Annotated in this window: 22 protein-coding genes; 15 read left to right on the top strand and 7 right to left on the bottom strand. The window is 54.8% G+C overall.

Annotated features, from left to right (window positions below; all coding sequences use genetic code 11):
• Positions 1 to 9: 9 nt before the first annotated feature.
• The 9 genes from M504_RS18535 to mobF all read left to right on the top strand — a co-directional run bounded on the left by M504_RS18535 (position 10) and on the right by mobF (position 10,606).
• Positions 10 to 795, top strand: coding sequence for a hypothetical protein (locus M504_RS18535; RefSeq protein WP_047497112.1), 786 nt, complete (start codon positions 10 to 12; stop codon positions 793 to 795).
• 19 nt (positions 796 to 814) lie between these two features.
• Positions 815 to 1,738 (top strand): type IV secretion system protein, encoded by a 924-nt coding sequence (locus M504_RS18530; protein WP_047497110.1) that lies wholly within the window; start codon positions 815 to 817, stop codon positions 1,736 to 1,738.
• A gap of 162 nt (positions 1,739 to 1,900) precedes the next feature.
• Complete coding sequence (locus M504_RS18525; protein ID WP_052201044.1) at positions 1,901 to 2,707, top strand: VirB8/TrbF family protein; 807 nt, start codon at positions 1,901 to 1,903, stop codon at positions 2,705 to 2,707.
• Positions 2,704 to 3,672, top strand: a complete 969-nt coding sequence (locus tag M504_RS18520) for a CpaF family protein (protein WP_047497106.1) — start codon at positions 2,704 to 2,706, stop codon at positions 3,670 to 3,672. Before M504_RS18525 ends, M504_RS18520 begins: the two co-directional genes overlap by 4 nt.
• 532 nt (positions 3,673 to 4,204) lie before the next feature.
• The gene (locus M504_RS18515; protein ID WP_047497105.1) at positions 4,205 to 4,579 is read left to right on the top strand and encodes a single-stranded DNA-binding protein; all 375 of its coding nucleotides are present in this window, start codon (positions 4,205 to 4,207) and stop codon (positions 4,577 to 4,579) included.
• A 102-nt stretch (positions 4,580 to 4,681) separates the two neighbouring features.
• A complete protein-coding gene (locus M504_RS18510; RefSeq protein WP_047497103.1) occupies positions 4,682 to 5,008 on the top strand; it encodes a hypothetical protein in 327 nt (108 codons plus the stop codon).
• A 195-nt stretch (positions 5,009 to 5,203) separates the two neighbouring features.
• Entirely contained in the window at positions 5,204 to 5,596 is a 393-nt protein-coding gene (locus M504_RS18505; protein WP_047497101.1) for a hypothetical protein, read from the top strand.
• A gap of 483 nt (positions 5,597 to 6,079) precedes the next feature.
• Positions 6,080 to 7,672 (top strand): type IV secretion system DNA-binding domain-containing protein, encoded by a 1,593-nt coding sequence (locus tag M504_RS18500; RefSeq protein ID WP_232296361.1) that lies wholly within the window; start codon positions 6,080 to 6,082, stop codon positions 7,670 to 7,672.
• Between the two features lie 3 nt (positions 7,673 to 7,675).
• Positions 7,676 to 10,606: a MobF family relaxase gene (gene mobF, locus M504_RS18495; RefSeq protein ID WP_084214535.1), complete on the top strand. Its 2,931-nt coding sequence runs from the start codon at positions 7,676 to 7,678 to the stop codon at positions 10,604 to 10,606.
• Between the two features lie 8 nt (positions 10,607 to 10,614).
• On the opposite strand, the gene M504_RS18490 is transcribed toward mobF, so the two are convergent.
• The 6 genes from M504_RS18490 to M504_RS18460 all read right to left on the bottom strand — a co-directional run bounded on the left by M504_RS18490 (position 10,615) and on the right by M504_RS18460 (position 18,463).
• Entirely contained in the window at positions 10,615 to 11,010 is a 396-nt protein-coding gene (locus M504_RS18490) for a hypothetical protein (protein ID WP_047497099.1), read from the bottom strand.
• A 352-nt stretch (positions 11,011 to 11,362) separates the two neighbouring features.
• Positions 11,363 to 14,590 carry an error-prone DNA polymerase gene (locus tag M504_RS18480; protein ID WP_047497095.1) on the bottom strand — a complete coding sequence of 1,076 codons (3,228 nt, stop codon included), beginning with the start codon at positions 14,588 to 14,590 and terminating at the stop codon, positions 11,363 to 11,365.
• A complete protein-coding gene (locus M504_RS18475) occupies positions 14,583 to 16,094 on the bottom strand; it encodes a DNA polymerase Y family protein (RefSeq protein WP_047497093.1) in 1,512 nt (503 codons plus the stop codon). Before M504_RS18475 ends, M504_RS18480 begins: the two co-directional genes overlap by 8 nt.
• On the bottom strand, positions 16,091 to 17,122 hold the full coding sequence (locus M504_RS18470) for an ATPase domain-containing protein (protein ID WP_047497091.1): 1,032 nt from the start codon (positions 17,120 to 17,122) through the stop codon (positions 16,091 to 16,093). Before M504_RS18470 ends, M504_RS18475 begins: the two co-directional genes overlap by 4 nt.
• A gap of 330 nt (positions 17,123 to 17,452) precedes the next feature.
• On the bottom strand, positions 17,453 to 17,755 hold the full coding sequence (locus tag M504_RS18465; protein ID WP_047497089.1) for a hypothetical protein: 303 nt from the start codon (positions 17,753 to 17,755) through the stop codon (positions 17,453 to 17,455).
• A 36-nt stretch (positions 17,756 to 17,791) separates the two neighbouring features.
• Positions 17,792 to 18,463, bottom strand: a complete 672-nt coding sequence (locus tag M504_RS18460; RefSeq protein ID WP_052201076.1) for an SOS response-associated peptidase — start codon at positions 18,461 to 18,463, stop codon at positions 17,792 to 17,794.
• A 246-nt stretch (positions 18,464 to 18,709) separates the two neighbouring features.
• Here M504_RS18460 and M504_RS21560 point away from each other — a divergent pair, with 246 nt between their 5' ends.
• From M504_RS21560 to M504_RS21555, 4 genes are all read left to right on the top strand, one after another.
• Entirely contained in the window at positions 18,710 to 19,378 is a 669-nt protein-coding gene (locus tag M504_RS21560; RefSeq protein WP_052201043.1) for a TetR/AcrR family transcriptional regulator, read from the top strand.
• 160 nt (positions 19,379 to 19,538) lie between these two features.
• Positions 19,539 to 20,000: a cupin domain-containing protein gene (locus tag M504_RS18450; RefSeq protein ID WP_052201042.1), complete on the top strand. Its 462-nt coding sequence runs from the start codon at positions 19,539 to 19,541 to the stop codon at positions 19,998 to 20,000.
• A gap of 97 nt (positions 20,001 to 20,097) precedes the next feature.
• Positions 20,098 to 20,889 carry a hypothetical protein gene (locus M504_RS18445; protein WP_047497088.1) on the top strand — a complete coding sequence of 264 codons (792 nt, stop codon included), beginning with the start codon at positions 20,098 to 20,100 and terminating at the stop codon, positions 20,887 to 20,889.
• Positions 20,890 to 20,941: 52 nt separating this feature from the next.
• A complete protein-coding gene (locus M504_RS21555; protein ID WP_052201041.1) occupies positions 20,942 to 21,367 on the top strand; it encodes a cupin domain-containing protein in 426 nt (141 codons plus the stop codon).
• 189 nt (positions 21,368 to 21,556) lie between these two features.
• Here M504_RS21555 and M504_RS18435 read toward each other — a convergent pair whose 3' ends face one another.
• Positions 21,557 to 22,069, bottom strand: coding sequence for a ferritin-like domain-containing protein (locus tag M504_RS18435; protein ID WP_047497086.1), 513 nt, complete (start codon positions 22,067 to 22,069; stop codon positions 21,557 to 21,559).
• A gap of 341 nt (positions 22,070 to 22,410) precedes the next feature.
• On the opposite strand from M504_RS18435, the gene M504_RS18430 reads away from it, so the two are divergent.
• Together M504_RS18430 and tal are read left to right on the top strand one after the other, a co-directional pair.
• Positions 22,411 to 23,301: a manganese catalase family protein gene (locus M504_RS18430; RefSeq protein WP_084214534.1), complete on the top strand. Its 891-nt coding sequence runs from the start codon at positions 22,411 to 22,413 to the stop codon at positions 23,299 to 23,301.
• Positions 23,302 to 23,425: 124 nt separating this feature from the next.
• Positions 23,426 to 24,409: a transaldolase gene (gene tal / locus M504_RS18425; RefSeq protein WP_047497084.1), complete on the top strand. Its 984-nt coding sequence runs from the start codon at positions 23,426 to 23,428 to the stop codon at positions 24,407 to 24,409.
• Positions 24,410 to 24,531 lie beyond the last annotated feature (122 nt).

Here is a 24,531-nt window from a genome sequence, read left to right as displayed (position 1 = left end):
GGAGATTCTATGCAGATCCAATCGAATATCCGCTGCAGATGGTTTCTCGGAGCCAGTCTGTTCTTGTTCACGGCGACCCCAAGCTTTGCGCTCTTTGGATTCGGAGATATTGTTTTCGATCCCACTAGCTATGGAAGCCTCGTCTCACAACTCACCACGCTGAAGACGCAGTACACCATGCTCAAGAACAACATCGAGCATTTTTCGATCAAACAACAGTGGGAAACGACGCTACACGCGATGGAAAACGTCAACGTCAAGAGCATGTTTGGCGAGACGAATGGCTTGACCACGGCGCTGAACAACAACTCGCCGTCCGCATCGTCGGCGGGCTGGAGCGCGGCAACTGTACTCGTCAGTTCTGATCTCTCTTCGTATCTGAGCAACCAGACGCCTGGAAATCCTCAAATGGCAGAACTCGCCATGATTGAAATGTCAGACGCGGTTTCGCCGGACTGCATCACCGCTGTTGGTCAGTATCGATCCTCCCGCACACTGAACGCGACAGCCGCAAGCGATCTCACTGCGAACGAATTGGACTCCTCTGATGCGACCAACAGCGAGGTGCAGCAACTCAACCTCCTCAATGCAGCCGAGGCGCAGAAGATGGCCGAGATGCAGGCGCAGGGGACGATGCAGGCCTGTCTCGCTTCGCAGACGGCGGTTGCCAACATGCAACAGCGGAACGCTGCCGCGACCGACCTCAATACTGCCGTCTTCGTCCAGTCACAGCACTCGACGCACAACATGAACGCCACGAGCGAGAGCAATACGTGGCAGGCTTACCTGCCCTAGTGGAGTCGGGAGAGATTGGATGAGCGTCACCATTGTTCTCGCGCAGGTACTACCGTCTACGTCATCGGGCATGGACTGGCTCTACCAGTTCACAAACAACCTGACCAACCTTACGACTCAGAACGGCGGCGCATTGACTCAGCTTGGCTGGACAGAGCTGAGTTGCATCGCTCTCTTCACCCTCGTGAGCATGGTTATCAACTGGAATACCAGCACCATGACCTTCCGCTTGCACCATCACCCTGTTCGAGCGGGCGATCTTACCCACTTCCTTCTTAGGTTGATTGTGTGCAGTCTCTTGTTGAGCTATTGGGTGAATCCTTTTCCCGGTGCCAGCTTCGGCATCAATCACTTCTTCAGTTACATTGCACAAGCGATGGTTGCGGCCTTCGATCAGAACTCGCTCGATAACCTCCTGCAGCTCTTGAAGACAGCCGGTGACGGAACCGCAATGCCTTCTCTGACTGCTCCGGTGCAGATCCTCTGCTACGTGCTGGTTCAGCTCATGCTAGGACTTGCTTCCGCGATTCTCTTCGTCATTAACTGCAGCGCCTTCATTCTCTATGGCGTCACCGCTTTGTTTGGACCTGTATTTGTACCGCTGCTGATGACGCAGAACTTCAAGTCCAAGTTCTTCCACTTCCTTGATGTACTTATCAGTTTCGCGATGATTCGCGCTGTGGCTGCTGCCTTCATCTTTGTCTGGGCTGGGTTCATGAATGCATTCCTCCAGCAGACCTTCAACGGTAACTATTCGATGGAGATGTGGATCGCGAATCTGGTCCCCTGCTTGATGGTTTTCATTGCGTTCATCATCAATATGCTATTCATTCCGAGCATGACGCAGGCCGTTTTTGGCGGAGCGGCAGGTATGGCTTCCTCCGCTGCCAATGCTGTGGGCGGCGGCGCAGTGTTGCTTGCGAAGAGCGGTGGAGGTGCTTGATGCGGAGATGGTTTTGGCTAGCAGTCGTCAGTGGCGACAGGCTACGTTGGCCTCGCTGGTTCACACTCCTATTGGCCAGTGTTTTCGTCACTTTATTGGTTTTAGGAATGATTTATGCCTATGTCGTTTTGCATGCCCTCTCGGAAAGGAGTGAACAGCACCATGTCCACACGCACACTGTCCGCTGAGCCCGCGCTAACGCCTGAGCAGTCACTCCTTGTCGACCAAATCGGGAACGAGGTGTACTCCTCGCACTATGCGGAGCGTAGAGCCTACCGTCTGATCATCGGTTCTGGGACAGTTCTCCTATGCGTTTCCTTGTGGTTAAATCTCTCGCTCGCTCGTCGTCCCATCGCCAATCGATACATCCGTATCGATGAGATGGGACGAGCCCAAGCGATCCAATACGCCGATCTCAACTACAGCCCACGCGAAGGGGAGGTGCGGACGTATCTCACCGATTGGGTGAACTATCGCTATACAGTCAATCACGAGACGATCGCCAAGAAATATCCGCTTAACTACTACTTCCTTTCACAAGTACTTGCAGCGCAGCTCATGGCCGCGGACAACCAGAATCATCTTGTCTCTCAGGTGGTCGGCGGCCAGGTGGAGTCGAGCGAGGTCCAGGTACGCAATGTCACGATTACCTCCATGGCGGAAGAAATGGTGCAAGAAACGCGTATCGCGCATGGAACTGCGCTTGTGAACTTGGACAAGCTCTTCTCTGAGGAACACTCTCACCAGCCGCGTACCGAGCATTGGTTGCTGTCTGTGACCTATTACCTGAATCCGAAACAGGTGAACGATCAGGCCCGAATTTATCCGCAGTATGAGTTCATCAATCCTCTGGGCTTAACGATCACGGAGTTTCATGAGAACCGTGTCTCGGTAGAGGTTGCGACACAGGATGGTGTTGCTACAAGTCGTCCTCTTAATGCTCCAGCGATGGCAGGAGTTGTCCGATGAGCTTTGAACTCATACTCCCGTTCTTTCCAGAAGAGTTGCGCGCTCTTCTCATGGACACCTCGATCTCGGATTTAATGATCAATGGAACCTCCGGAATCTTCGTGGATCGCGATGGCGTCATCGAGCACATTCCACTTTCTACGCCTTACACGAATGATCGCCTGCAAGCGGCGATCGAGCGCGTCGCCCGGATCCTGGGTCAGGATCTGACGACACAGAATCCCATCCTCAACACGCGCTTGCCAGACGGCTCGCGTGTCGCCGTCGTTGGCTCGCCTTCTTCGATCTACGGGCCAACTCTAACGGTTCGTAAATTCAATCGTTGGTTCTCGAGTGATGAACTCGTCGCAGCAGGGACCATGTCTTCGCGGATGCGCGACGATGTCGTGAGCCTCATTCTCAAGCGCAAGAACGGCATCATCAGTGGTGGAACGGGATCCGGAAAGTCCACGTTGATGAAAGCACTTCTCGACCACATTCCAGTGCAAGAACGTCTCGTGGTCATCGAACAACCAGCAGAGTTGAAGATCGCCCATCCCAACGCTGTTCGTTGGGAGGCCGTGGCCGCGATTCCCGGGCAAGTTGCCATCACACCGAGCCAGCTTGTCGCCGCTGCACTTCGCCATCGTCCAGATCGAATCATCATAGGAGAGATTCGCGATGAGTGTGGCTACGACCTGCTGCAAGCCATGAACACCGGCCACGGAGGAACGCTGTCCACACTGCATGCTGATTCGGCATCGGATGCTCTTGATCGGTTGGCAGACATGGCCCTGAGTGCGAGGACCAATTTGGACCAGGCGTTTGTCCGGTCCCAGACCGGAAAAGCTGTGGACTTTGTGTTGCATTGTGAGCGCGATCACAAGGGCCGCCGACGCGTCCGGGAACTCATAGCTGTCTCCGGCTACAGTCACGCGGAGCAGCGCTTCCTCACCGAGGAGGTCTATCGTGCTTCCGAAGCATAGCCCCGCGATTTAGCGCGAGTTTCGTAACCCACAATCTGAGGTCACTCCGATGCTCTTCCCAGCGGCTCTGGTAACTGCACGCCCCAACCCGTTTTGGAATGCGCTCAACATGGCAGACTCGGCCTACCGGACACGGCACCACGGGGACTCGAGGCCGTCTTCACGCAGGTTGGTTGCCGTGAATAGCTCGACTGCTATTGCTGGAGTTCTGCACGCCAGGAATCGGTTAGGCGACTTTGATGCATTGGAGTTCCTTCCGTCCCGTATCCCGTCTTCTGTTCGGGTTCACGCTTCGGGGCCAAACCGGCGCCCTGCGGCTCGGCGTCGTTCTGCTTCTCCTGCGTCGCCCCTTCGGGGTCTCGGTTCCTCCCAAAAGATGTTTGAAGGCCGCAGCAAAGAACGCTGCTCAAACTTCTTCCGGGCCCCGCCAAGAAAGCACTCCTTGGCACTTGGGAGCCGGGCCCTCTCGCTCGCTTCGCGAAGGGTGACCCGAGCAGGTTACGGGAATCAACACGAAACGGAGATCACCATCATGTACTCAAACAAAGTCACCCTCATCGGCTTCCTTGGCAACGATGCAGAAGTTCGCAGCAACAACGAGCGCAGCCTTACCAATCTTTCTCTGGCAACCAAGAGCTCTTACAAGAAGGACGGCAAATACATCGAGCACACCGAATGGCATCGTTGCGTTGTCTTCGGCAAGCTCGGAGAGTTCGCCGCCACGCTGAAGAAAGGCGCCCACGTCCTCCTTGAAGGCGAATTGCGCAGCCGCAAGTACGAGAGCACGAAGACGAACTCAGAGCAGACCATCTGGGAGATTCGGGTGGACTCAATTCTCAAGCTGGATCGCGCAGCGAAGAGATCAGCGGAAGACAACGAAGAGTCTCCCGAAGAAGAGGCCGCATAGGCTCCATCATCCAACCCGCAGAGTCCGGCAGCCAGCCGGACTCTGTCGGCCGTTAGAACCTTGTAATTGCTCCACAAAAGATCAGAAGAGGAGGGAACTCAGATGCCATTGCTTGAAGTCGTTCAAACCCGCCTGATCAGCGCTTCGATTCGGTTGACGGACTCCACTGCAACACAAGTCGATCAGTATGCAGCTTTCATCCGTGCTTCTGCTGATGATGTCGTGGAACAAGCGCTGTCTTACGTCTTCACCAAAGACCGTGACTTCCAGGAGTTCCTGAAGTCACCGGATGCGCAGAATATAAAACCGACACTACGCATCCGTAAGCCAGCCGTAAACGATGTCACGGAACCGGCTGTTCGTAGGCCGACTTCCTCAACATCTCCGCCTACTCAAACAACTGCATCGGTGGCGGGATCGAAAGCATGATCCCGCTTCAACATTCGTGGCAAAGCGATCGCGGTGCTGCGCACCGGAAAAAGGTTGACACTCCATCCCTCGGATGGTCGTGTTTCGCGCAACGCGCGTATGCAATTGTCTACGCCAATCGCCACAACGACTTGGCAATCGTACGTATGCAATTGCATTCACTGTGTATGCGATTGCATTCGCAATGAGGTGAGCATGAGCGCACTCGATACTCCTGCAATCCGAGAGATGGAAGATCGTCTCTCTCGCTCGAAAGGGCGCCCTCCTCGACAGCATGTGGCTCAAGCGCGCGTGACACGCCCAGAACACGAAGAGTTGGAGCAAGCAGCACGTCGTGAAGGTAAAGCTCTGAGCGAGTGGGCTCGGGATGTCCTATTACGCGAGGCTCGCAGAGCAACCGGCGATGCGGTCTTCACGGAACTGGTGGCGACTCGGATGCTTCTTGTCAACCTATTGAAGCCACTTGTTCTCGGTGAAAAAGTGACGCAGGCGTGGATCGCAGAGGCCATGACGATGGTGCGCAAAGAGAAGTACAAAGCGGCCCAAGAGGTCATGCGGCAATACACGCAATCGACAGGAAAGGACTAGGCCATGGCAACCCAATGGGGACGAAAAGAGACGATCATCTGGCCTCCGCATGCCCCGATCATGAGTTATACGGCGGTTGCCACTGCGCTCCTTTGCACAGTCCTGTTCGTCTGGCAACGACTCAATTATGGCCTCGAACCACTCCAGCGCTCCTATGCTTCTGAATACGTTAGGTCGTCGATCGGAGCGACCTTTCACGCGCACGAAAAATACCGGATGATCTTCCTTGCTGGTCTAACAGCGAAGCCGCGTCTCGCCCTTCCCGTTGACTTTACCTCGGGAACAATGACTCTTCCCGGAGGGCCGACGGTATCGTATCGTCTCTCAGACTTGGCCGCGTCGCAAGGATATTCATTTCCCTTTCGCGGGATGCCGTATCAAGCTTCGGATGCTGCGATGCAATCCTGGCTACGTGATGCGATCTTCGAACGGCACGGCCTTTGGCGGACCTTCCGAATCAGCTTGATCGAAGGTGGAGTCTGCATGGTTCTATTCCTTGGTCTTGCTATTCCTAAGGACATCCAGCGTTATCGCCAGATGAAGTACGGACGTGTCCTCCGTGGGCCTCGGATGCTTGATCCGCGACAATTCAACCGCGTTGAGAAGGGTGACGGGCTCGGTTTCAAAACAACGCAGGCCAACAAGATGATGCGCATTCCTCTCCGGAAAGAAGCACAGCATCTTCAGCTCATGGGCGATACGGGTGTGGGCAAAACGCAACTCATCATGCAGTGCCTACGACAGATTCGTGGACGTGGAGACTCTGCCATCATCTATGACCCGGCTTGTGAGTACATCCAACGTTTCTACGAAGCCGACCGTGGTGACATCGTCCTTAATCCACTTGATGCTCGTTGCCCCTACTGGGGGCCCGCACAGGAGATGGAATCGAACGCCGAGGCCGATGCGATTGCGGCATCCCTCTATCAACCGAAGACGGATAAGGTGGATGAGTTCTTTCACGAGACGCCAGCGCAGATCTTCTCTCATCTGTTAAAGCTCGGGCCAACGCCACATCAGCTTGCCCAATGGATGGCGAGCGATAAAGAACTTACCCAGCGAGTTCATGGAACAGAGATGGCGTTCTATATCGATCGGAACGCGGGTCCGCAACGAGCCGGTGTTCTTTCCTCTCTGGGACTCGTTGCTAAGTGCTTCCGGCTTCTCCCGGAACGCGATGAGAAACGCCCTGTTTGGAACGCGCGGACGTGGTCAAAACACCGCCAGGGATGGATTTTCATTACCTCACGTCCGCCAGAACGGGATACACTTCGCCCCCTGCATTCACTCTGGATCGACTTGCTTGTCATGCGCCTCCTGACTGCACCTCAGCCAGGACAGAGGCCCGTGTGGTTTGTGATTGATGAACTGGCGAGCCTGCAGAAGCTGCCGCAACTCCACACTGCCATTACAGAGAATCGCAAGTCACGAAACCCTCTCATCCTCGGTTTCCAGGGTAAGGCCCAACTGGAGGTGATCTACGGCCATCTGGCTGAGGTCATGCTCTCTCAACCGGCCACGAAAATCTTCATGAAGACTGCCGAGCCTAAAGCTGCGGAGTGGATATCCGAGGCGCTCGGCAAGGTCGAGATCGAACGTCTGAAAGAGACTAAATTTGATGGAACGCGATCCGGGCATAACTTCACGGTCGAGCGTCAGGTCGAACCGTTGGTCATGGGGTCTGAGATTACCGGTCTGGACGACCGCCATGCCTACCTGAAACTTGGAAACCATGTCGCTCGGTTTGCTTTCGACTATCTCGACCTGCCGATTCGGACGTCAGGCTTTGTCCCGCGCCCCAGCGCGGCGGGTGGCATGAAGTTCAACCCGGATACGCTAGAGCCAATTTCTCCGTCGCATTCAGAGCCAAACCAAGTGGCGGTCTCAGAGTCAATCATGTCCGCCGAGAGCTCAGGTCCATTTGATCACCAGCGGACATCGTCTGCGGTCGCCCAGACACCGGCCCTGGAGCGTGCGATTACGCCGCTCGAACTGACTCCACCCGAGCTTCATGATGAAGGTGAAGAGGTAGAAGGAAAGCAAACCCAAGATCACGAGTGGATACGGGAGCACTAACCCATGCTCGAGATATCCAAGGCGCTGAATGCCGCGCAGGCGCAGACCTATCACAAGTTGGACTACACCTCGCCAACGCAGAGCTATTACGAGCAAGGTGACGTGGTGAAAGGCGTGTGGCAGGGCAAACTCGCTGAGACTATGGGACTGTCCGGTGAGGTCTCTGCTCAGGAGTTCTCTCGCCTAACGGAAGGTCGGCATCCCCGCACCGACGATCAGATGGTGCGGCACAGAATCGCGACGGAATACAGGAACGCGGATGGCTCTGTTACGAAAGCGGTAGCGCATCGTGCTGGCTGGGATGCGATGTTCGCTCCAGCCAAGTCGGTATCTCTAACGGCACTCGTCGGTGGTGATGATCGCATTCGGGAAGCGCATCGTGAGGCAGTCACGATTGCGCTCGGTGAGCTTGAAAAATACACGCACGCACGAATCGGAGGAAACAATCCCGCCGAGCGAACCGGTCGCTTTGTAGCCGCAAAGTTTGAACATGACACGGCTCGTCCAGTAGATGGCTACGCTGCTCCTCAGCTTCACACCCACGCGGTGATGTTCAATGTCACCCAGCGGGAGGATGGAACCACGCGCGCTTTGCAAGAGCAGCCATTCTTCGAGAGCCAGAACTTCGTGACTGCGATCTACCAGTCCGAACTGATGTATCGGTTACGCGTCTTGGGTTATGAGATCGAGCCAGGAAACAGTGGCGCTCCGGAAATCAAGGGCTACAGTGAGGAGTATCTGAGGGCGTCAAGTCTCCGCCGCGAAAGGATCAAGGAGGAGATGGAGCGTCGCGGTGTGAGTGGTCCGGAAGCAGCAGAAATTGCCGCTCGTTCTACCCGCGAACGAAAGCACAAGTTGACGCCCGCGGAGGTACTTGCCGCCCATCGCGAGATGGCCGAACAGTTTGGCAACCAACCGGAAAGGATCATCGCTGAAGCGCGTAAACGGGCGCGTGTCAAAGGCCATGGTCCTGACCAGGCGGCGCACGCGCGCGAAGCTGTTTCCTATGCGCGAGCAAGTCTATTCGAACGGGAGGCGGTTCTCGATGAGCGCTTACTGCTGCGTGACGCGCTCCGTCGCGGTATGGGCGAGACGACCTATCAGCAGGTCTACGCGGAGTTTGAATCACGTCGCTCGGACGGTGCGTTTCTGTTGGTTGCTGCGCACAAGTACGATTCGGGACGTCGCTTCACTACCGCAGAAACAATTGCTGCCGAACGTGAAAATCTGGCACGCGTACAGAGCGGAAGGAACAGCGTAGAGCCGATGATGACGGCAGAGTTGGCGCAGCGTCAGGCAAACTCTCGAGACTTCCTGAATGATTCTCAACGTCGTGTCATCGAAGAAGTATTAAACTCGCCCGATCGGATTCATGGGCTTCAGGGACGGGCTGGCTCGGGTAAGACAACGGTTCTCCTCAGTGTGCGGGAAGGCGCAGAACAAAGTGGTTATCTGGTCGAAGGATTTGCCCCTACCTCTCGCGCCGCTGCTCAGCTCCGCGAAGCCGGGATCCAGGCGAGTACACTACAGAGTTTCCTCGCTCGTGCGGCCAGCGGGAACACGGACACGGATATTGGGCACTTGTACATGGTGGACGAGTCGAGCCTTGCGAGTACCCGACAGATGCGCGACTTCCTCAGTAAGATCGCGGCCAATGACAGGGTTCTTCTGATTGGTGACACCCGGCAGCATCAGGGAGTCGAAGCGGGACGTCCGTTCCAGCAGATGCAGGAGGCAGGCATGCGAACTTCGCAGCTGGACCGCATCGTGCGACAGAAGGATGCAGGTCTGCTCAAAGCTGTCGAACATCTCTCCAGAAATGAAACCCGCGAAGGCATTGCACTGCTACAACAGCAGGGACGCATCACCGAACTGGCTGATCGGCGTGATCGAATTGCAGCCATTGCGAGGGACTATGCTGAGCGTCCAGAGGGCACCATCGTCGTTTCTCCAGACAATCGAAGCCGCCAAGAGATCAACGAGGCGATCCGAGCCGCGCTCGCCGAAACAGGAGTGGTTTCGAAGCGAAGCCACTCTCTTCCTGTACTCCTTCATCGTTCTGATATGACTGGCGCTGACCGCACGTGGGCCGCTCGGTACAACATTGGTGATGTTCTGGCATACAACAACGGAAGCAGGGCCAATGGGATTGAGCGGGGAAGCCAAGCCACGGTACGAGCCGTGGATGTACGGGCGAATATGCTCACAGTGGAACTAGCCAACGGTGAGATGATCTCCTACGATCCGAAGCGGCTTCGTGGAGTGAACGTCTTCCGAGAACAGGTAAGAGACTTTGCTGCGGGTGACCGCCTGCAATTCACCGCGCCACAGAAGGAGCTCGGTATTGCGAACCGCGATCTGGGAACAATCCAACGGATCGAGGAGGGACAGATGACGATTCAGATCGATGGGAAAATCCCACGATTGGTTGAACTGAACTTATCAAGGGTCCGCCAGTTCGATCATGGGTACGCGGTCACATCACACAGTTCCCAAGGCCTAACATCGATTCGCGTCCTCGCACATTTTGATACAGATGGTCCACGACTTCTCATCAACTCGCGACTTGCCTACGTCGCAATCTCGCGAGCTTCGGAAGAAGCGCACATCTACACCAACGATGCCATCACCCTCGGTCGTCGGCTCGCTGTAGATGTTTCAAAGACTGCAGCAATCGAGCTTGGCTCCAGCCCTAAGTCGGACAGGAAGGAGCAAACCAAAGATGGTCACGGTAAGAGGTCCGCGGTATCCGAAATGAAAATGCATGAGTTCGCAGATCCAGAGCGTCACCTGGCGTCGGTTGCCTTGTCCAGTGACACCAACCTGCAACAAGTTGTCAGCGCGAAAACTTTGAATCGACCCAAAACACTGAATAGTGTTACTGCCCCGATTGCTGACGAGATCGTGCGGTCAGGATTTGGGATTGGGCGTTAGCGACGTGGTTAACGAACTGGACGAATCCATAGATCGTGCGCATCAAACTCGAAGGTCGCCGATGTTGTCTTTCGGGAGCCATCCTTGAAATGCAACTCCAAGATGTATTCCGATGGTTCTCCCTGTTGCAGGGCATCACGCAAGCCGTTTTCGAGCCAACCTTCGCGATGAAATTGCAGAAATTCGAGCGAGACGAAGTTCTCCTTAAGATCCTCTGCGTCCGTATAGGTTTGTGACATCTCGCGGCCGCTGGGTTGGCTCGGCGACAGATCGAGTGAGAGAACGCAGCGATCACCTTGAACATCGATGACAAGATCATTCGCAAGCAGGTTGTTGCTGTAGTCACCACTACGGTAGGTGGCATTGCCTATAACGAATGTTGTTTGTCTTAGGGGGACTCGCATGAAACAAGTCTATTAGCGTCCATGAAAATTGGATGGGGATCATTCATTCATCTGAGCCATCAAGATGTGTTTTTATTTGGGAGAATCTTCATCGGTAGCGACATACCACGGAACTCTCTTTGAGTGGAAAAGATCTGGGTACCGTGTCGTTAGGAAGCTCAACATGCGCTTCGCAACTCGTGCGCTGTGCTCTACCTCCTTTTCCCATTCCTCTCCTGCAAGCCCGTCGCTGTGTGTGGCTTCCCATCGGATTGTGCGCATCCCCAAGATGAGGCCTGCCGTAATTACGAGGGCGGGGCCAAGCTTCTGTTGATCGACCTCATTCCGATATCCACCGACACGTGAACCATCGTTAGTGGAAGTCATGGGAAGTCACCTGAAGAGTTCCTGAGGCGTTATCGAGTGAGAGCTCTTCGAAGGAACTCGCCATGACATGAATGATCGGTCCTTCTTTCTGGAGAGGACCTTCGACCGCGATGAACTTAGCCGTTGTGATCACCTGTCGGTTTTGCTCAAAGAATTCAGGGCCAACAAAGATGTTAAAAACTCCTGTCTCATCTGCAACGGAAAGGAACACCACTCCCGAGGCAGTGCCCGGACGTTGCTTGGCGATCGCGAGGCCCGCAGTTCGGACATAAGAACCATCGGGGTAATGAGCGAGGTCCACCGCACGCAGATAGCCCTTTTGCTGAAGCTCCTGACGACGAAACCACATTGGATGCGGCCCTGTTGTCACGCTGCTGACGGCGTAGTCTGCGACCAGCCGTTCTTCCGCTGTCATGGGCAGGAGGGGAGGCTCAGAGATTTCCTCCCGAAGCCAGCGGCTCTGTTGCATGAGCAGCGGGCCTTCCAATCGGCCCGCTCGTTCGATCTGCCACAACGCATCCCGTCGGTGCTCGACTCCATCGAGACTGTTCAACGCTCCGACGTTTGCTAGCAGAGATAGTTCCTTCCGGTTCAATTGCGGAACTCGAAGGACAAGATCATCCACCGACGTGAATCGGGCTTGCTTTCTCGCTTGCATAATGGCCTCGCTGCATTGACGTCGTAATCCGCGGACGTATCCGAGACCAAGACGTAGCGATAGGGAATAGTCGGTCTCATGTTCGACAGAGCACGGCCAATCTGAAATCTGAATATCAATGGGCTTCACACGCAAGCCATGACGTCGTGCATCTTCCACGATTACCGACGGGCTGTAGAAACCCATGGGCTGATTGTTGAGCATGGCACATGTAAAAGCCGCCAAATACTTCACTTTGATGAAGGCAGAGGCATACGCAATCAGAGCGAAACTCGCTGCATGGCTCTCGGGAAAGCCATAGAGTGCGAACGAACTGATGTTCTGGATGATCGTTTCCTGGGTCTCGGTATCGAGCCCGTTCGTTGTCATTCCTTCTCGAAGCCTGCCTTCGAGATTTTTCATCCGTTCCCAGGAGCGGCGCATACCAACGGCGCGGCGTAACTCTTCTGCTTCGGAGCCGGTGAAATTCGCAACGACCATTGCCATGCGCAGTAATTGTTCCTGAAAGAGGGGAACACCAAGCGTTCGCTTCAATGTGGATTCCAGCGAAGGATGTGGATAGCTCACTTCTTCCTGCTTCTGCCGCCGTCGCATATAGGGATGCATCATCTTGCCGACGATTGGCCCCGGGCGAATGATGGCAACCTGAACCACCAAGTCATAAAACTTCTCGGGGCGATTGCGCGGCAACGAGAACATTTGCGCTCGGCTTTCAACCTGAAACATCCCGATCGTGTCCGCCCGTTGGAGTGTGCGATACACCTCTTCGTCTTCGGGAAGCTGGGCTAGATCGAGTGGCTCTCCGTAATGCTGTGGCACAAGAGTTAAACAATCCTTAAGAACGGCCATCATGCCCAGTCCTAAGAGATCGACTTTGATGATGCCGAGGTTGGCACAGTCTTCCTTGTCCCACTGCACGACGGTGCGTCCCGCCATTGACGCGCGTTCGAGAGGGACGACCTTGTCGAGCGCTCCCTGACAGATCACCATGCCGCCGGAGTGCTGTCCGAGATGACGTGGAAGATCCTGCACACGCATGCAAAGTTCCAGATACTTTGCGATGCGCGGATGATGCACATCGAAGCCAGCGTTCTGGAAGGAACGCGCCATCGTGTCGTTCGGCCCTTTCCACTCGTAGTTAGCAACTAAACCGGAGAGACGTTGCAGCGATTCTGGATCGAAGCCGAGAGCTTTGCCGACCTCACGTGCCGCCGACTTACCTCGATATGTGATGACATTCGCAGTCATTGCTGCACCCAGTTGGCCATACCGTTGATACACATACTGGATGGCTTGTTCGCGCTTTTCTTCCGAAGGCAGATCGAGGTCAATGTCCGGCCACTCACCACGGCTCTCTGAGAGAAAGCGTTCGAAAAGTAATTCCATCCCAACGGGATCGATTGCTGTAATCTCCAGCGCGTAGCAGACCGCAGAGTTGGCAGCGCTGCCTCGTCCCTGAATGAGAATGCCGTGCTTCTTACAGAACTCGACGATATCCCACACGATGAGGAAGTAGCCTGCAAAGCCTAACTTTGCAATCAACCTCAGCTCATGTGCGACCTGCTTCTTTGCGCGTTCGAGGAGGCCTGTATTGCGCTTCGATCCGTATCTCCGTGCGACGCCTTCTGCAACGCGTTTCTCGAGGAAGCTGTCCATTGTCTCGCCATCCGGTACTGGATAGCGCGGGAATTCATATCCCAAATCAGAGAGCTGGAAGTGGAGCCGCGATGAAACTTCGACCGTGTTTTCAATCGCGCCAGGTACATCGCGAAAGAGAGCCGCCATGCGATTCGCTGGACGAAGATGGCGTTGATTATTGGAAGCTAAGAGACGTCCCGCATCGTCAAGACGCGTGTGATTGCGCACGGCAGTGAAGAGGTCGGCAATTTCGCGATCATACTTGGTTGCATAGCGTACTCCATTGGTCGCGAGTACCGGAAGTCGCAGTGATTCCGCGATCCGTAGTGCTGCCTGATTTCGCCACTCTTCCGCACGCTCCCGATGACGCTGCAGTTCGACGTAAACGTTGTTCGGACCGAAGATGCGAACGAGGTGCTCTACGGTTTCGCGGCCTGCGGATTCTCCACCTCGCATGAGCGCAGCAGCCAGCGGCCCTTCATCGCCACCGGTAAGACATATCAATCCACGTCCGTACTCTTCCATATCCGCAGGCTTGGCGGAGCCTTCCTGTTTGGTGTTCTCCCGCATCTTGAAACGCGTGATGAGTTGACAAAGGTTCTGATAGCCCTCTCGTGTTTCACAAAGCAACGGAAGACGTATTGGCTCGGATAGATGTTGATGCGGAAGCCACACAGGCGGGACAAGACGATGACCAAAGCCGGTGATCGCAACTTCTGATCCGACATGAGCGACGATCTTGTTCTCGGAAGCGATCTTGTGAAACCGTGCGGAGCCGTAGAATCCGTTCCGATCCATCAGCGCCATCGCAGGCATATCGAGCGCAAACGCGCGTTCGGCCAATGCCTCAGGTTGAGAGCCGCCTTCGAGAAACGAGAATGCGCTTGATGCGTGGAGCTCGATGTAGTGATCAGTCATAGAGACCTGCCACGCGCCATTCATTCCGGACGAAATCTCTGGCGAGCCTGCACGCCAGAAAGCTGCTGTCCGTGGATCGTGCAATGACATCCCACTGTTCGTTACCCCAAATTGCTTCGTTCCACCAATCACCACCACTTAGCCAAGGGCCATAGGCTTTTTCCACGCCATAACGGCGGGATCGAAAGTAGAACTCGCAGGGGCGTCCCAAATGCACCTCGACTCTAGTTCGTTCGGCCGGACGAAGAGTGCGCAAACACAGACGCTCTGTTGCAGTGAAGGGAAGCGGTTCCGTAGACACAATTGCAAAGGGTTCGATGTGGAAGTCATCGACTCGCCTCGTGTCATTGAGAACGGCTTGCCCTACATTGCCTTCTCCAACGATGGCTGCGATGCGAGCAAGAGTGACGTCTAGTCTTCCTGGCTCCGGTAGCTGTGGTGAGAAGAGACCAAGCTGGACCTTACTCGTTGCACCAGGCTCCGCGTGCAGATGAACCCTCAGAATCGAGGTTTGCGGAGGATGGCCCTGTAAATCTAGATGAAGTAGCTTTAACCAGAGCTGTTTATCGCTGGTTGGTACGCGGGGATTCACAGTTCGTTCGTGACGTCCACCACCTTCGAGATGCAGTGTGATCGTGATCGACGCCAACGCATACACGCGTGACTTGGCCCTTAGAATCAATTGTTCCAACATCGTCGAGAGGCCAAAGAGCAGCGATTCTAGATCGTCGAGCGGAAAGTCGAGTTCCGCCTCTTCTTCCAAAACGAAGGGGACGAGGATTGGTTGCAGAAGATGAGGTCGTTCTCCACGTGCGAGTTCGAGCAGACGCTTGCCGTCTTGTCCTAAACGAGAGATTAACGACTTTTCCGGCAGGGCCGACAATGCACCGACGGTGCGTATGCCCCATGCACGAAACGTCTCTTCCTGGCTTTCACTCATGTCCAGCACGGATAGCGGAAGACCAGACAAGGCTTTCGCTTCATCACCTCGGCGCACCACCTGAATCGGAATTCCGCCTCGTAGCCCTCGTGCGAAGCAGATAGAAGCATGAAGGTTCGAGCTCACAGTAATCGATGCGGAGACGCCTATTGCGCGAAGCCGTTGTCTCAGCTGCTTCGCCAGCATGGCCGGTGGCCCGAATAGGCTTTCCGTTCCGAAAGCATCCAGGACACAAACAAAGCTGCCGTTGACGCTTCGATCTTCAATGCGCGGAGAGAAACAACCTGCGCACTCAAGCAGAATGGTTCGTACCGTATCTTCGATGCGCAACGATCGATCCAGTACAGTGACACCTTCGAAGGTGTCCACTTCAACCTTCGTCATCCCGGGTCGAAGGCCTAGAAGTCGGGCGCGTGTATTCAGGGCGCACACGGTTTGCTGTGGAGCCTCTCCTTCGAAGACCACACACGGTTTCTCGCTCAGTTCTGGACGAAGGCGCAGAAGGGCTTGCGCAGGAAACTCTCGCGCATAGACGCACACGTAGAGTTCGGGAGGTGTCTTCATCTCGGCCCTACCCAACTTGCACGTTGCTGCCACCGTGCTTCTGTCGCACGTTGTGGAGGCTTATACATCGGAATGACATTGGAAGGCGTTGGTGCAAATCGCTGGCGTAACACTTCCACTCGCGCATTCAGTCCCGTGAACACTGTTCGTTCTTCATCGGTGTCATCCATCGGATGCAGCCGCAGTTGCAACTCGGAGCTACTTTTCGCGCACGGATATTGCGAGAGAAGAAGGATGGTGGACTGCGTTTTCTCTGCCGCGACTCGGTAACGATGCCAGGTCGAAAGTTCGATCCGCGCAGCGTGTTCCAGTGCGATCCCACCAAGGTCGAGCACGATCGCACTGAAGCCACCCGTCTGAATCAAGAGATCGGCGGAACGCAGTGCTTGTTCGATGGCATCGTAGGTACGGGCCCGACGATGCGTCCGTTTCGCAGTTGCGGCGGAGATCAGGCTTGACTCGAAGGTTTGAGGAATAGAACGTGGCCTGGCAATCGGCTCCGCACAGCGAGCGGCAATGACTTCCTCACCCAAGAACCGATCCACAGCTGCGGAAAGCCCTTTCGATTCGGATCGTGGATGCGTTCCGTGTCCACCGCCATGTAAACCTTTCGTCACTGCCTTGGGGGCGAAGCACTCCGGCGGCAGAGAAAGCTGCTTCGTCTCCTGCGCTTCGATGCGTTCGTGCACACCGCAACGTACCCAAAGCAAGCGCTTCAGATCCATCCCGACAGAGGCTGCGGACGTAGGATTGAATGTGTTTGCTGCATCAATCCAGGCGCATACCCTTCCCGATGCCGCAATCGAGGCAAGGAAGGAAAGAGCGACTGAAGTTCGGCCGGAGCACTCTTCCCCCACCAACTCCGTAAGAGCCCCCACAGGAAATCCGCCACCCAACAGGTCGTCCAACGCAGTGATGCCAATCGGGTTCGTAGGGCGAATGATCCTTGGCGGTGGTGTTAGCGCCGATGGAATTCGGGCTGCTAAAGCAGCCTCAACCTGTACCCGGATTGTGTTGGAGGAGAGCATGGCGTATTCGCCATATATTCGCCTATGGTGACGGGGAGACGTCAAGCAATTCTTGCACCCTTACATGTGCAAATGCTATCTAACGATAAGCAATGAAAGAAGTAAAGATTTCTTGATTGCGGGCTTAAACCAAGGCGCTTCTTTCGTACGCAACACGTTAATACGAACGGGATAGAACACCATATGCTCCATCTGCCTATCTGCGGTTATCTCTTGGCGGAGCCTCTTGCATAGAAACAGAAGCGCTCACTCTATCGGTGAATACATAGGAGATTTGGCTCTCCTTCAGGTGCGTCACTGATCGTAAACACGTTTCTCAGAAGAAGTAACTCACTCCGGCGACTCTTGTTTCGTCGACTTCTTGTCCGGGTTGGTATCGATGCGCCTCATACCCACGGCGTCGATAAACCTGTCGATCTCAGTCACGGAGCAGACCAGGGTTCCGTCTGGTTTTTCGTAAGCAGAAAGCAGTTCGCTCCAAGTGGCATACAGTGCCCGTTCTCTGATGAGAGGAGAACCGTCCCGATGAATGAAAGGATGCGCCACCTGGTGGCCATCCGAAAACGCACTTAGTTCATAGGTGCCGTCCGGCAATCTCTTGCCGAGTACTTCGCCATTTCGCCCTTCACTCACTTGCCACCGTCACAACCTGGGATGTGTTGCAGACCATCATTTGCTATTCGGTTCAACGAACATCTCATCCTGTGTGTTGTCGGTGAGATGTGCTGTCATCGTCTCCGCTTCAAACGGACGTAGCAGATCAATGGGTGGCTGCTCTGTCTCTTCGCGACTCAGCCATCGTGTGTAGTCGTTCGGGTGCAAGATAACTGGCATCCGATTATGAATTGATTCCATCAGTTCGTTCGGGTCCGTTGTGATGATGGTGTAGCTCTGTAACCAGTCGCCAGTTTCAGGATTCTTCCACGCTCCCCACAATCCCGCGAAGGCGAAGGGGCGATGGTTCTTGAGAGTGATCTCGTACTTGGGATTGTCCTTCTTGCGGATCTTATGCCACTCATAAAAGCTATCAGCTGGAACCAGGCAGCGATGGGTTGCGAAGGCTCTCTTCCACATGCCTGCCTTCTCGATTCCTTCCGCCCGTGCATTGAACGTGGTGGGTGGAAACCTCTCATTGGGCTTATGCCAGGAAGGAACGAAACCCCAACGGGCCATCACAAGGTCACGCTCACCAGTATCTTTGTTCACGCGGATAATCGGCTGCATAGTGGCGGGTCGTACGTCGTCATCAGGGGGCAGAATAACGCTGTCTAGATGCCCGTTAACATGGAACGCCGTGGCGATGGCCTGCTTATCCGATTTCCGTTTGTAACGACCGCACATGAAGAATGAGATGCGAGAGCGTGAAGGAAGAACAGTAGCCGAGCGAATGAGGGATGAAAGATTACGTAGCATAGCGTGACAGAATTTTCCGTATCGGTCATCTCGGCAAACGTCCGGGATGGCCTTTTCATTCCATGTGCGGCGCCGCCGGAAGAACCCCTTACGGATTGCAAACAAACGAAAATATTTGAGACAACCAAATAAAATTGATTGCCTGAGTAGTGCAATGATGACATACTAGGTGTCATGAATGAAGCACGCGGATATACGAGCCCTCTCCGTAAACAGCAAGCCGAGGATACCCGCCGACGAATCGTTGATTCCGCGCTGGAACTGATTCAGGAAACACCTCAGGAGGCGCTGTCCCACGAACGCATTGCCAAGCGTTCCGAGATTGCGCTGCGAACGGTGTATCGGCATTTTCCTTCCCGCACAGAATTGCTGGATGCGGTCTGGCAGGAGAGTGATCGCCGACTGCAATTGGCGCACTATCCGGACACCGAGAGCGACATGCTTGCTTCGCTGGACTCTGTATACGGCAACATGGATGCGCACCCGGGACTCATCCGCGGGCTGCTGTATTCCAACGCCGGCCAGGAGATGCGCCGCCGGGACAGTGAACGCCGACGGCAGGGCGTGGTCAAAGCGCTCGCTGATGCGACGTCCCAACTTTCAGAGGGTGAGCGCAGGCAGGTGATTGCGGTCTTCCAATCCCTCTACAGCGCTCGTACGTGGGAGATGATGCGCGACCGTGCGCACCTGAAGGATGGCGAAGTTAGCAAGGCTGTTGGATGGGCTATGCGGACGCTGCTGGACTCGCTTCGTCGCGACCAGAAGCAGAACAAGACGAGCGTCGCCAAAATGATAAAGGCTTCCTCTAAGGCGAACAAAGGGGGACTCAATACGAAGCGTTGAGATCTCCGTCGGACGGCGAATGACATCGCCTCTGGGCGGCTAACAACAACAGAAGATCTTCGCAGTCCGCCGCACACCGTCATCGACCGTGACCGCGGCTCTGCGCCCAAAAACTTCAATCGCTTCAGCCTTGGCTTGAGGCCCACAGAAAGGATTCTCTATGGCACCACTAAAGCAACTCCGCGTGTTCGGCGAACTCGTTGAAATCCTAGTAAGCAGCGAACAGACCGGCAACACCTTCTGCGTCGTGACGCAGACCTGCGGCCCGGGTGGAGGTCCCCCGCCTCATATTCACGAGTATGAGGACGAAGTCTTCACTGTTCTCCAAGGTGAATTTGAGGTGCTGACGGACGACACCTGGAAGACGCTATCCCAGGGCGAAACGACGTACTCCATGCGTGGGACGCTGCACACTTTTCGCAATTGCGGTTCAGGTATGGGCAAGATTCAGGGTGTCGCGTTTACGTCGATGAAGTTCGATGAGTATCTGGAAGAGATCGCCGCATTGCAGATGCCACAAGACTTGGATCGACTTGCCGAGATCTCAGCGAAGCACGGCATCCGCTTTGTGACACCCGAGCAACCTGTGGCTGGTAGGGAACAAGCACTTCAGTATCGCTGAATAACAGGCGCCCCGCAGGGCGACGACCCCGTGCGCCCAGAAGCGCCTCACGACAAGAACAAGGCGGCTATCTTGCTGCCTCGAGGAGAGCAACATCATGACGATCTATCGAACATTCTTTGGAATAACTGCAAAAGCGCTTATCGTGTTCGCGCTTATTCCGTATCCATCCTTTATGCATGCCCAGCTATGGTCCCCGCACCAGAAGTCCACATTGGTGGAGAAGCAACCTCAGATGCAGCAACTACCGCAGTCCGTCGGTGGTAGGACAGCAGTTGCATTTAGTAATGAGGATGGCACGTTGCCAATCTTCGCTGCGAAGAAGCCCGATGTTGTCCGCATCGGCGTGATCCTGCCGATCAACAAGCTTGATGACAAGGGACAATTGAACGATGGTGAACCGTGGCGAACCGCCGAATTGCAGTTACTTGCGGGACCAACGCTGGAGGCGATTGCGCTCAAGTCGATCCTTCCCGAGCAGGCCCTCAAAGAAGCAGAGCTTCTTGCCTGCGACTACGTTTTGACGACCACGATCACACAGCAGCCGGTCCAAACACAAGGTCGCTTCAGCAGGCTCAGTAACATGCGGACGCTACAAGCTGCCGCTACTGCAGCGCAGTTCGTTCCTGGCGTCAGCTCGGGTGCCAACGTCGCTAACATGGCGGTCTCTACCTTAGCGTCTCAAGGCCGTCCTTCTTTGGCTGATGGTCTGCCTCAACAGGTAAAGGCAAACTCCGAGATCATCATGGAGTACAGATTGACCGATGCGCACTCCAAGATTGTCTTGTCGGGAACGGAAAAGCAACGGTCGGGCAGCGACGGTTACTCGGTTGTGACCGGGATGATCACGACGGTTGCAAGCAAGGTCGCGGCCGCAGCCACCCGTTAGCCGTTCAACGATCAATAACCTTCTTACACATCACAACTCAGAAAGGATCGTAATGAAAACGCACTTTGACATCTTCGGTGAACCGGTTGAACTAGTCCTCACCAGCGACAAGACAAACGGGATGTTCTCCATCGGCCGCCAGACTTGTAAACCCGGCAGCGGAACGCCGCCACACGTTCATCAACATGAAGATGAGGTCTTTTCCGTGGTGACCGGACGTTTCGAGATCTTCAACGGGGAATCGTGGACAGAGGTTCCAAAGAACGGCATCATCTTCGCACCTCGTGGAGGCGTGCATTGCTTCCGCAACTGCGGCGATACAGATGGCACCATCCAATTCATCTGCAGTGGAGATCAGTTCGATATTTTCCTCGAAGGCTTATCGCGCTATGTCTTGCCGCAAGACGTACAGGCCATTGTGGATTATTCTGCAACCTATGGGATCACCTATCCAACGCTTCCACCGCCCTCCGCTTGAGGGTGGTGCAAAGAGCGATTGAATGTTCCGCCGTCGGCTTTCCGTGGCAAATGCCTCACGGCTGCCTCCGGCAAAGAGATTCTCATTACGCCTCGCACACGGAAGCCATTCTTCCCCATGCGCCATTGACTTACGAATCAGGCCAAAAGGTAAGCGGGCACCGCGATATCGTGGCACCCGCAAGAAAATTTATGCAGCTGCAGCAGCTTCCGTATTCTCTCGTTGGGAAATGGAAGTCAGCAACGAATCCGCATGCTTCTCTTCACTCAGCGTCTGCTCCAAGAGGCGAGCATGCTCAGAGAGGCCAAGAATCCGTGCCCATTCCCGCGCGGAGCCGTAGGAAGCAATCTCGTAGTGTTCGATCTTCTGTGCCGTCGCAAGCAGCCCTGCATCTCGAACGGGACCTTCGCTCGATTCGCTAACGATATTTGTGCCACTCGAAATCAAGGCCGTGGTGATGGGATCTTTCTTGTCATCATCGTCGTCCGTTAGTTCCATCAGCATCTGCCTAAGACGATCAGCCTGTACCTCGGTTTCCTGTCGATGAGATTGAAAAGCCTGCTTGAGCTGCGTGTCCCGGGCATGCTCAATCATGCTTGCAAGACCCTTGACGATCTGCGTCTCCGTTGAGAGCAGGTACTGAAGCTGTCCTATGTAGAGCGAACGCAGGTCTTCATATTCATTCGGTGTAATTAGTCCCATATATTCTCCTGTCGGTCACGATCTTCCTGCTGAGAGCGCCTATACCGGTCGCAGGTTGGCTCAGACGGAAATACTTCGTGCGTCAAAGCGGCGCATTTCGTTTTTCAACGGCACACTATGTCGGGATCGCAACTTCCTACTTCAGCACAATGTCTGAAAGGAGACTTATCGAGATGATTGATTGACGCTATATCGATGGGACTCAATTTGTATGCCGGGAATAGGACTTACATGAAACTACTCTCTTTGGCACTTACATTCGGTTCTAAGCGGAGGCGTTTTCCCCTGAGCTTTGCGCATCCCATTGTGTCAGCTCGATCGATTTGGTCAGGGAGACTTTCATGTATCACCACATTAAGAAGATGATGTATACCGTCAACGTCGGCATGCCGGACGTACGGTTCGGCAACATGTTACTCGAGCAGTTTGGCGGTGCCAATGGCGAACTCGCAGCTGCGATGCAATACACGATTCAGGGTTGGAACTGCGTGGATGATCTCGCGCGACGCGATCTGCTCCTTGATATCGGAACAGAGGAGTTGAGCCACCTTGAGGTAGTAGGCGCGCTCATCCGTATGCATTTGAAGCCGATGAAGGAGAATCGGGAAGCAGCCGAAGCGGATCCCCTCATCTGTATCGCGGGAGGCGGAGGAGTCGATTTACGCAACTCGATGGGAAATGCGTGGACAGCGGACTATTTGAAGATCACCGGCGAACTCGACGTGGATCTTCGAAGCAACATCGCGGCCGAAGCTCGCGCCAAAATCGTCTACGAGCGTCTGATCAATTACACCGACGATCCAGGTTCGATCGACACTCTACAGTTCCTCATGACGCGAGAAATCACTCATATGAAGGCGTTCTCGGCGGCGCTCGAATCGTTGGAAAAGTCGCCATTTTCGATCGGTCGTCTCGCGGTAACTCCCGGAATCGGCAGTGAGTATTTCAATGCATCCACAGGGGATGGAAACGAGGGTGAGACGGACATGCACGGACCGTGGCAGTCATCCTTCGGTCTTCATCCAGTGGAGTCGGAAATGAATGGAGGCCCTGGACTATCCATCGGAGATATCCAGGGTATCGCTGGCCCGGAGGGCCGCGGAAAACAAGACAGTGGAATCAAAGCGGCCACCGCAACGGACGTTTTGACTGTTGACCCTAAACCCGTACCGCAGACTGACGCCGCTCAAACAGGTAAGCAGGCATTCCTAAGAGAAACTCCCACAAAGTAATGTGTTTGGAAGTTGTGTGCGGAATGGATCTTGGGTCCATTCCGCGTTCATCTTCAGTTGAAGTCAACGCATATAAACGAGCAGCTCCACCCGATGAATCTCAGTTGGTTCAGAAAGGAAGTTCATGCCCACGATGCTCGAACAGCTCCGCACGATGACGACGGTTGTCGCAGATACGGGCGATATGAATTCGATCCGCGCATACGCTCCGACAGATGCCACAACGAATCCATCCCTGCTTGAGGCGGCTGCAAAGATGCCGGAGTATCAAACTATCGTGGATGATGTCCTCCGCACCGCCCGCAGGAAGGCGGGTACATCGGCATCGAGTGAAGAGGTATCGGCGGCCGCATTCAAAACGCTGGCTGTTGCCTTCGGTCGCAAGATCCTAGAGATCGTTCCGGGTCGTGTCTCGACCGAGATGGATGCGCGTTTAAGTTTTGATCGTGAGAAGACCATCGAAGAAGCTCGGGATGTCATCCGTCAGTACGATGAAGCTGGCATATCTCGTGAGCGGGTGCTCATTAAGATTGCCGCCACGTGGGAGGGCATTCAAGCGGCCGGGATTTTGGAAAAAGAAGGAATTCACTGCAACCTGACTTTGCTCTTCGGCATTCATCAAGCCGTCGCGTGTGCTGAAGCTGGCGTGACCCTGATCTCTCCCTTCGTGGGGCGCATTCTCGATTGGCACAAAGCCAATACAGGCAAGACCTATACAGGTGCGGAAGACCCCGGGGTCAAGTCTGTGACGGAAATTTACCGCTACTTCAAGAAGTTTGGGTACTCCACCCAGATCATGGGAGCGAGCTTCCGCAACCTCGACGAAGTCAAGGAACTAGCTGGGTGCGACCTATTGACCATTTCTCCCACGCTCCTTAGCAAGTTGGCCTTGAGCAGGGAGGAACTTCCTCGCAAATTGGATCCGCAGAGTGCAAGGGAATTCAATGTGGAGAAGTTGCCAATGGAACAACAGACCTTTGAGAGAATGCATGCCGCTGATTCCATGGCCCACGAACAGCTAAGCGACGGCATTGAACGTTTTTCGAAGGCTCTGGAGAGCCTGGAAGCTCTTCTCTTGATGCGTCTGAGAGAGATTGAATCAGACTAACGGAGCTATAACCGGACGCACTGACGCTGCCTAACGCGGATCCATCGCCTCGGGAGTGACAGCTGTCAAATATCGCATCATCGGTTCGCCACGATCCCAGAGGGAAGCTTTGTTTTACTTGA

This window comes from Terriglobus sp. TAA 43 (genome assembly GCF_000800015.1).
Taxonomy (GTDB): Bacteria; Acidobacteriota; Terriglobia; order Terriglobales; family Acidobacteriaceae; genus Terriglobus.
Note: the sequence above shows the minus strand (reverse complement) of the source record. Positions and strands in the feature narration are given on the sequence as shown.